The organism is Vibrio sp. 2433-A1, from assembly GCF_056726085.1.
On record NZ_JBRESC010000042.1, the window covers coordinates 1 to 9,022 of the forward strand.

A 9,022-nucleotide genomic window follows, 5' to 3' on the forward strand; every position below is an offset into this window, starting at 1 on the left:
CGAAGATATAGGTTAAATAACATTACTATCAAATATAACTCTAGATTTCTATACAACTACTAAGTTGAACAATTTCATCAAAAAAAACACATTCCATTAAATTAAGTTAATGGCAAATAATTAAAACAATGTAGTATGGCTTACTTATATAATTTACATGAATGAAAATGTATTAGCTATGATTAAAATTAACGAATAACATCCATACTTATTACTTAATAAGTACTCCAAAGATAGTCATAGTGGTAGAAGTACGGGACTTCGGACGCTTCATCTTTCAATGCCTTAGAATGAAGATGTTGAACATCTGCAATTTTATCAACGGTCTCTTTATAGTTCGTTTCAACTTGCTGATAAACGCTGGCGAGCCTGTCCTGTCCGGCATTTTCTAAGTAAAGTTCAAAGTATTCCTTTGCCTTTATCAGGTCTGGTTCGACAAAGCTGTATCTAGGGCTGTTACCACTATAGATATTACCTAATGTAACCAAAGAGGTAATATCTCCTAGAATCAGAGCCTTTTCCCTCCACTTCAAGGCTTCTTCAAACTTTCCTTTAGACTCCAGAATCGCTGTGTATCTCTTAATAGCCGGTATATAACCAGAAGCTGCGGCATGTAAGTATCTATTCGTTGACTGAGCGATTCGCTTGCTGTCAAAGAAATAGTTTCCCTCTCCATTCTCTAGCCGTTGAGCGCTTACCATATAAGCGCTAGGTATATCGAACTCCATAGCCCTATTTAAGTAATAGTCGGACAAAGCTGCATCTGAAGCATGAAAGTATTCTGATAAGTGTAAATAAGCTAAACCTGGAGATTTCGCTCCTAAATCAATTAGGCTATTGTAGTATTCACTCTTATATTTATTGCGTTTCGCTGCGCTTAACCAGTCTCCGTAGCGATATAAGTACTTGAGAGCTGGTCTATTTCCGCCTTCTGCGGCTTTAATCAAGTAATCTCGTGCATATCCGGTTGCACGCGCACTGTCATGGTAGCCCATCATTTCCATTGCGTAGGCGTAAGCCCCGTCTGGGTAATCGTTATCAGCAGAATACTTAAGGTACTCTCTCGCTTCTAAATTCCTAAACTGAGCCCGAAGCAGCTTACCATACTGATAAGCATCAGCTGCTGACATCTTCTCGACATCATAATCTTCACTTGCTAATGCGATCGGACTTAAAACTATGCTAACGATAGCCATAGACAGCAATCTAGCTAATATTGACACTATTACCACCTTGTAACACACCACCGCAACTCACCAGGTCTCCTGCTTTTGCAGTTGGCTTACCATCAAACATTACAGTACCTAAGCCTGATATTACAGACGTGAGCGGGAAACCATCATGTTCGATTCCTATATACTCAATACTGATTCCATTTTCCATAGAGGCTTCATTAATAACATATAGCACTATAAGTCGATGTTAACCCGTAGATTACTGTAAAGAAACAACAGTTCATCAGCAACTCCCAATAACAGATAATAATGCAACTATGAGCACGAAATCTCACTTTACTGCGTATTTCGGTGAGTGCAAACGCTTGTTTTGTTTCAGTTTATGCCGAACACTTGAACCAGCACTTTTTCTTTTTTCCTATTTTATTTGAGTTCACGTCAGCATAGCTCCTTAAAGTGTTGGAATATGTTCTTCCTAAGTATGCTCCAGCATTACGCAAGAAATTACGTCGTCGTCAGTTCATTCGAGTCAACTCTTCGTGGCCGATCGATGAAACCTTAAAACTAGTCCTGAAGATGGGTTTGTGTTTTACCTCTTATTTCAGAGAGTGACTTTAAAGAGCTGTGTGATTGTTTAAAGACATTGAGTAGAAAATCATCATCTGTAATTAATTTAATCCACAATTTATCTTTAATTCATGCGGCACGCCTGACGTTTGAACAGCAACCTTTGGTATTTGAAATACGAAGACAGCTAGATTTAGCTACAATAGACAAACTAACAAGATTCCATACCATGAATAGACCAGACACTAGAGTACCTGTACCCATTATGAAAGATAGGTCGGGAGTTCATGTGGGCGTTGTATTTGAGGTACGCGATACGGCAGCTCCCATTAATAGAGTAATGTAGTGGGCCCCCTAATTAAGCGGTGATGTATTATCATCTCGGGGCTCTAGGCCGGAACAGCTGTTTTCTTTGTAAGCGTCTTTATGCTGCCACTGATTGAAATATTGGATATCAAATATCTGAACAATATAGTGGAGCAAAGTCATCGCTGGGTAAAACAAAAAACGTCAAGCGCTAGGCTGGAAATCATTCGAGGGAGCGACAGTGAGTCTTCATAGGAGAGAATTGTGGACGATCTTGAAGTGTGGTCAGGTAGAGATAGCTGAAAAAACAGCCTACGAACAATTTTATGTACTCGTAGGATAATTGCGCCTGGAGCTTTCTTATCCATATTATCTATCCCTAGGCTTAAGTCTAGACAATTACACAAAATTCAGGGCAGTCTCACATCTTGATAATCTGGAATAGTTAATACTTGGCAGTATTAACACCGTTGCTTTGGCTTTGTTGCATCAATTTTCGCCCTCACCATCAAATAGCTCCGCTATGAAGTCAGGCAGTTGATAACTTTCCTCCTCTCCCTTTATAGGTATCATCGGCGCGATTTCTTCTTGTTTAACCTTAGCCAATTCCTAGCTCTCACGCATTCCGTTTATTGTCCTTAATCTCATTTATCTTTTGTGCATTGCTCAATGTACTGGTTTTACGATTCTTTTTAGCCTTCTTCAATTTCTTTTCAAGAAGATCATCAAAATTTCGTGAGCTATTGTCAAATGTGGTGTACGGAGATCATGCAGTAGCCTGTTGATGAGTCTCCATTTCTTTTACTCCATCGATGAAGCGAACATCTTTCACTACATCTGCGAGGAGTGCAAAACCTCGTAGACGACGCCACTTCGTCTCTGCACTGCGCATCAACTTATAAGCCATCATCAACGTAGTCTTTCTGTTTCCACAGTTCTTCGTCTTGTTCGTGCGTAAACGTACTGTGGCGAACATCGATTCTATTGGGTTGGTTGTCCTGATATGAATCCAATGCTCTGCTGGGTAATCGTAGAATGCCAGCATTTCAGCTTGATCTTTCACCAAGCAGTCGATTGCCTTTGGATACTTGGCTTCAAAGCGTTTCTGGAAGATGATAAGCATCATCTCTAGTCTCTGCCATCCAGGTATCTTGCAGTGCTTCCTTCATCCGAGGCTGAACACTTTTCGGTATCTTGTTAAGCACATTGGCCGTCTTGTGCACCCAGCAACGTTGCTGACTCGTTTGAGGCCAGCACTTAACCACGGCTTTCCAGAAGCCAAGCGTGCCATCTCCGATAGCGAGCTTCGGTGCTAGCTGTAATCCTTGAGCTCTTAATTGTTCAATCAGCTCGGTCCAACTTGCTTCGGACTCTCGATGACCATCCAAAACACCAAGGACCTCTTTGCGTCCAGTGTCATCGACACCAATGATGACAAGTAAGCAGAGCTTATCGTCCATCCTGACGTGACTGTAAACACCGTCAGCCCAGACATAGACGTAGCGACGCTTACCGATGCGCCACTGCTCGTATTCTTTATGCCATTGTTCCTTGAGGCGACAGATGCTGTTGGCTGAGAGTCCTTTTGCATCCTTACCGAGCAACGATTCAAGAGCGGGTAGCATATCGCCCGTAGAGATCCCTTTGAGATAGAGCAGTGGGAGCAGTGTTGCTACGTTTTTAGTTCGCTTGAGGTATGGTGGTATCAAGTTGCTATTAAATTTAACGCTATTTCCTGAGCGACCTCGTACCTTAGGAATTTGCACTTCGACATCACCGACACTAGTTTACAAGGTTCGCTCAGGTAAAAAGCCATTGCGGACAATGGCTTGTTTGCCGTCAACCATCGTATTCTGATCTTGAGTAAGTAGCTGCTGAAGTTCAGCTTCAACAGCTTGTGCAATTAAGTCTCTTGCACCTTGGCGTATCAACTCGGTGGGTGGGTCTTGTGGTGTATTTAGTGAAACAACAGTATTATCAGTCATGCGGTGTACCTTTCTGTTAATTGTTCTGGCGAGAACTACATCAACAGATTACACCGCACCTTCTTTTTTCTTCCATACACCAGAAATCAGCATAGCTCAAATTTCGTTCTATTGGTGCAAATTGATAGTTAGCGTCAGCCAAAGTCGGTTTTTAAGCCGCCTGACCTTCCTATACTTGATACCAAGTTAGATCACAAGCCCAAAATGTATTTTTTCCTTCTTCAGGAAAGGTATATGTGATTAGCAGAACCAATATCATAAGCTGAAAATAGCTTTTGAGGTCTAGAGATTTTCGAAGAGCAGTGCATCCAACCCATCTGAATAATTTCTTTTCCTGCGTAGGTTAATGCCCGGTGCGATGTTGAAGTTCTCACCTCCAAAGTTCAATAGGGATCGATGGAAGGCTTTCTGGCATATCAGGAGCACGATCGTATTTTTCTGACGTTTTGGTGTGCTAGCTCAATTTGAACGTCGATTAATTCAAGAGCAGATAAATGCTGGGCTCAAAGCTGTACGAGTTAGGGGTTATAAAGGACGGCAGCTTAAATAATTCTAAAGTACTAATGGCAAAGCAAATGCACCAGAACCAGTTACTATCAGTGGATTTGTCTATATCAAGAGCAACCTTTTCTCGGTATTTGTCGCTGTGAATCCCTCTTTGGCAATTTGTATACTATAAATGGTCCTGTCACCTGAAGAACCATAAATATTCAAATATTGCTTCTACCTTTGGTATTGAAAACCTACAGTGACTTATCTTTTAAGATAGTATAATATGTGTTCTATATTATTGGATGAAATAGGCAAAACATGGCTCATACGGCATACCTCTCAATCATCGGCAAAACGCAAGGCTCTATATCTCAAGGTTGTAACACTAAAGATTCTATTGGTAACAAAGCTCAAGAATCACATTCAAATGAAATCACCGTTCTGGCATGTAGCTTCACCCTAAGTAAGCATGGTGGATCTGCCGAAGTTGTCATCACCAAGCCAATAGATAAAGCCTCCCCACTCCTTGGCAACGCCTTCTCCAAACAAGAGCATTTGCAGTGTACGCTCAAGTTCTACCGCACCAATGAACAAGGCTACAACGAAAATTTTTACACCGTTGAGCTGGTTGATGCATTAATTGCGACTCTATCTTTTGACCAACCAAATGTACTTAATTCCGGAGATGAAGATATGTCAGAAGTCCTTCATTTCTCTTACCGAGATATTATCTGGAAACACAACATAGCCGGCACAGAAGGTTATGAAACGTGGGAAAGAGCTTGAGGATGAGAAACAAAAACACACCGGACTCATGGGATGTTCGAGAAGTCGAAAAAGCCGGCAAAGGACTTACGATGCAAGCCGTCACCCTCTCGCATCGTTATCTCTCGAATGGTGGTCTCAAAATGCAGTTTGTGCGTGATGTTGATCGTTTTGAACAGTGCCTTGTGAACGATTTTAAGAGTGGCAGAAAGGACAAAGACACTGTATTCAAAGAACTGAAAAAAGAGCGACAAAGCCTAATGGATCAAGGTAGCTTGATTGCACAAAAAGGGATCGGTTTTATTGCCGGTGTTATGCAATTAACCGCAGGGGCAGGGATCTGTTACTACTCGGCTGCTTACTTTTGCTCAATTGGTGGGTCTATGATGGCTCATGGCATGAATAACATGTATGAAAACGGCAAATACTTCTGGGATGGTGATGAGAATGCTATGGGGATCGTTCGAGAAGGTTATCAGCATGCCGCAGAATCATTAGGTTATTCCAAATCGTATGGGGACATCGCCTACTATAGTGCTGATTTGGCCATGTCAGCTTATGGAGTAGTCTCCAAAACCACCACCACTAAAAATGCCGCAGAGGTTTATCAAATTGCCTCCAAACCCAACTTAAAGCCGATGTTATGGGCAAACACGGCAAAGGCTAAACAATTTAAGTTATTTAGATACAGTTCTGAGGATTACTTAAGGGGTTATCAAGCAATGAGTAAAGGAGCTTTAACAGCAGAGGCTCTTGCCGATGGGTATACGCTAAAAACAATAAAACAAGAGCTCTCTAAATGATTGAAAACATAGCTTTTATTTTTTTATCGATTGTCTGGGTTATTGTCCTAAGAACTATAAATACTAATCGCTCTGAAAAGTTAGTTTTTGTCTTGAAGTATATTCTAATGATTATAACTGGGTATCAATACTATTCAATATTTGTATATGGAGGTCAAATTAAAGGTGGCTATACAGCAGAAGATATACTGCTTTTCCAAGATTTCTTAGTGAAAACACTACAACTACCTAGCTACATTCAACTTTTTGCATTTGCGATTTTTCTATTTGTCTGCTTTTTCTGTCACCCAAAACACAAAAAAGTAGTGAGCGTTTGCTGAAAGTGGGATAATTAGGTCGTTTTACAGACAGTGTGATTGTTTTCCCTACTAAATCACTGAATTTAGACGGACTTATTCTACGCTGCCACGCCTAATCGCCGCGATTCACGCATGTTCATTCGATGATTATCCAGTAGTTGATTATTCTTTGGGTCTTTCATAAAACCTGTAAATGCCATTCTGCCTCCGCATAGTACACACTGGTATGGATAATTACCTGTAAAACCTTTGTATTGTTGTATCCGCCCCATGAACCCACGGGGCGATATTGTTAATGTTTGAAGTTCCAAGGTAGGAGTGCATCGATATCTGGCTCTGCTTTTGCCAACTCTTTCATGCACTTGACCATGTAGTCGTAGAGGATAAGGCCGTTGGCTTTTGCAGTTTCGACGATACTGTAAAGCATCGCACTCGCATCAGCACCATTTGGTGTGTTCGAGAACAACCAGTTCTTCCTGCCAATGACCAGCGGTTTAATTGCACGTTCAGCACGGTTATTGTCTATCGATAAGTGACCGTCATCGATATAGCGGATGAGCTTCGGCCATTGGCCGAGCGTGTATTTTATCGCTTTACCCAACGGGCTAGACTCTATCACTTGTTGAGTCGTCATCCATTCGTACAACTCATCCAGTATTGGCTTGGCGTGCTGTTGGCGTTCTGCTTTTCGTGTCTCGACAGACGCACCTTTTAAGCGGGATTCTATGCCATAGAGCTTCTGGATTTTGGCCAGCGCTTTATCTGCTTTGCCTGACTTGCCTTTACCTTGAAGCTTCTTAGCATCCATGAACTTGCGACGTGCATGTGCCAAGCAGCCAACATTGGTCACTTGGTGAAGCCCATCATAAGCACCATAGCCATCGGTTTGAAGATAACCACTGTAATCCCCCAAGAAGGCAACAGGGCACGCCCTCGCGCGACTATTTTGATAGTCATACAAGGCGATATTTTTCACGTTAGGAAGTGCGGCATCTGGCGAGTCTGCGCCTGAGCAGTAGAGCCACATGTAGCATTGCTTATCTTCCTTGAGGACATTGAGTGGTGTTTCATCCGCCTGAACCACCACTTGCTCGAGTAGGTGCGTTTTCAAGGCCGCATAAAGCGGTGCGAACTTCTCACTGACTTGGATAATCCACCTTGCCATAGTAGTTCGTGACAGCTCGATACCCGACTGGGTAAACAGTGACTCTTGGCGATACAGTGGCATCGCGTATTGGTATTTGCCAAGAATGATATTGGCCAGCAAGCTTTCTGTCGCGAAGCTTTTAGGGATAATACTTTGCGGCGCTGGCTTTTGAACGATGTGGCTTTTGTCTTTAGTTTGCTCACACTGACGACAAGCATATTTAGGACGAACATACTCCAGCACTTTGAGTACCGCTGGCGAGAACTCTAGCTTTTCACTGCGGTCTTCACCGATTTTATGCAGACTATGTTTGCAGCATGCGCACTGTTTTTCATGGTCGTCTAAATCGAGTTCGATAACCTCACGAGGCAAGGTTTTTGGAAGAGGCTTACGCTTACCGCGTTTCTTCGTTGTGGTGGTCGTCGTGACCTCAACCTCTTCTTCCTTAGCGGCTTCACATTCCACTTCATTGAAGAGGTCACCTTGAGATTCATCGTAAGGCTTTAACGCCTCCGAGCGTTTAGCGAACTGGCGGTCAAAGGCAAGCTTGAGTTGTTCAAGTAGAGATTGACGCTCTTGCTTCCACTCAGTTTTCTCCGACATCAGTGCTTTCACCATCGCTTGTAGCTCAGCAACATCTTGACTTTCTGGGTTGATATTTGGCGTCTTTTTCATGGCACTTATTATACTAAAATCATGCCGCTAACGCTTGGTGGATAAGGCTTTATTATCGTTTAAGTCATTGTGAAATCGTTTATTCGAACGGGTTTGTGGCCGATAATCGTGAAGCCAGAAAGTAGTCTATCAAGCTCGAATTGAGTCAGGCTAAACACCTCATTTTTCTCTTTTGTAGGCCACTTATATTTGGCTTTTTCGAGGCGTTTGTACCAAAGAGCAAAGCCTGTTTTATCCCAGTACAAGACTTTGATTTTGTCGCGCTGTTTATTGGTGAACAGGAACAGTGCGCCGCTTGCTAGAGGTAAATCGGTGTCACTTTCGATAATCGCAGCAAGACCATTGATCGACTTTCTAAAATCGACACTCTCACGATACAGATAAATCTCTGGAGCGCTGAGCATACGTTTCATGATAGCGCACCGATGAGTTCTGCTAGATAAGTGGCTGGCGTGCCTTGTGGAATACTCAGCTCAACATCATTGACGAGCAGTGTCATGTTAGCCGTTGCTATTTGAGCTTGATACTTGGTTGTCTTTTCGACGACTTCTGCTCTAACAAATCCGACAGGCGCTGATTGAGTTGTCGACTGAAGTTGACGGCGTTTTGCGAAGAACGTCGATAAGCTCAGTCCGTGCTGTTCACAGAAAGCACGTTGAGTGATGTTGCTGTGCTCATAGCGTTCGAGAAGAGTTTCCCATTCTTGGTTTGTGCGTCGAATTGCCATTTCAAATCTCCTTGTGGTTGAAGACCTGATCTTATTACTCGCGCAAAACGATTAGAATGCGGGGTTTATGACGCGCTTACG

The 9,022-nt window shown here is 42.6% G+C and carries 7 protein-coding genes and 3 pseudogenes; 3 read left to right on the forward strand and 7 right to left on the reverse strand.

What is annotated here, in order from left to right; all coding sequences use genetic code 11:
• Nucleotides 1-215 precede the first annotated feature (215 nt).
• Both ACU01J_RS20885 and ACU01J_RS20890 read right to left on the reverse strand, forming a co-directional pair.
• Complete coding sequence (locus ACU01J_RS20885; RefSeq protein WP_481087274.1) at nt 216-1,223, reverse strand: SEL1-like repeat protein; 1,008 nt, start codon at nt 1,221-1,223, stop codon at nt 216-218.
• Entirely contained in the window at nt 1,207-1,383 is a 177-nt protein-coding gene (locus ACU01J_RS20890) for a hypothetical protein (protein ID WP_481087275.1), read from the reverse strand. Before ACU01J_RS20890 ends, ACU01J_RS20885 begins: the two co-directional genes overlap by 17 nt.
• A gap of 269 nt (nt 1,384-1,652) precedes the next feature.
• Here ACU01J_RS20890 and ACU01J_RS20895 point away from each other — a divergent pair.
• Nucleotides 1,653-1,733 (forward strand): annotated as a pseudogene (locus tag ACU01J_RS20895) (IS6 family transposase); the annotation flags it as partial.
• A gap of 1,081 nt (nt 1,734-2,814) precedes the next feature.
• Here ACU01J_RS20895 and ACU01J_RS20900 read toward each other — a convergent pair.
• A pseudogene (locus ACU01J_RS20900) lies at nt 2,815-4,033 on the reverse strand (IS256 family transposase).
• Nucleotides 4,034-4,843: 810 nt separating this feature from the next.
• Here ACU01J_RS20900 and ACU01J_RS20905 point away from each other — a divergent pair.
• Nucleotides 4,844-5,311 carry an Hcp family type VI secretion system effector gene (locus ACU01J_RS20905; protein WP_481087376.1) on the forward strand — a complete coding sequence of 156 codons (468 nt, stop codon included), beginning with the start codon at nt 4,844-4,846 and terminating at the stop codon, nt 5,309-5,311.
• 2 nt (nt 5,312-5,313) lie between these two features.
• Nucleotides 5,314-6,093: a DUF4225 domain-containing protein gene (locus ACU01J_RS20910; RefSeq protein WP_481087377.1), complete on the forward strand. Its 780-nt coding sequence runs from the start codon at nt 5,314-5,316 to the stop codon at nt 6,091-6,093.
• 397 nt (nt 6,094-6,490) lie between these two features.
• Here the strand turns inward: ACU01J_RS20910 and ACU01J_RS20915 are convergent.
• From ACU01J_RS20915 to tnpA, 4 genes and pseudogenes are all read right to left on the reverse strand, one after another.
• Nucleotides 6,491-6,652: pseudogene (locus ACU01J_RS20915) on the reverse strand (IS91-like element ISVa3 family transposase); the annotation flags it as partial.
• A gap of 32 nt (nt 6,653-6,684) precedes the next feature.
• Nucleotides 6,685-8,214, reverse strand: coding sequence for an IS66 family transposase (gene tnpC / locus ACU01J_RS20920; RefSeq protein ID WP_481087378.1), 1,530 nt, complete (start codon nt 8,212-8,214; stop codon nt 6,685-6,687).
• Between the two features lie 59 nt (nt 8,215-8,273).
• Nucleotides 8,274-8,627 carry an IS66 family insertion sequence element accessory protein TnpB gene (gene tnpB, locus ACU01J_RS20925; RefSeq protein ID WP_038228471.1) on the reverse strand — a complete coding sequence of 118 codons (354 nt, stop codon included), beginning with the start codon at nt 8,625-8,627 and terminating at the stop codon, nt 8,274-8,276.
• Complete coding sequence (gene tnpA / locus ACU01J_RS20930; protein ID WP_038228469.1) at nt 8,624-8,941, reverse strand: IS66 family insertion sequence element accessory protein TnpA; 318 nt, start codon at nt 8,939-8,941, stop codon at nt 8,624-8,626. Before tnpA ends, tnpB begins: the two co-directional genes overlap by 4 nt.
• Between the last annotated feature and the right edge of the window lie 81 nt (nt 8,942-9,022).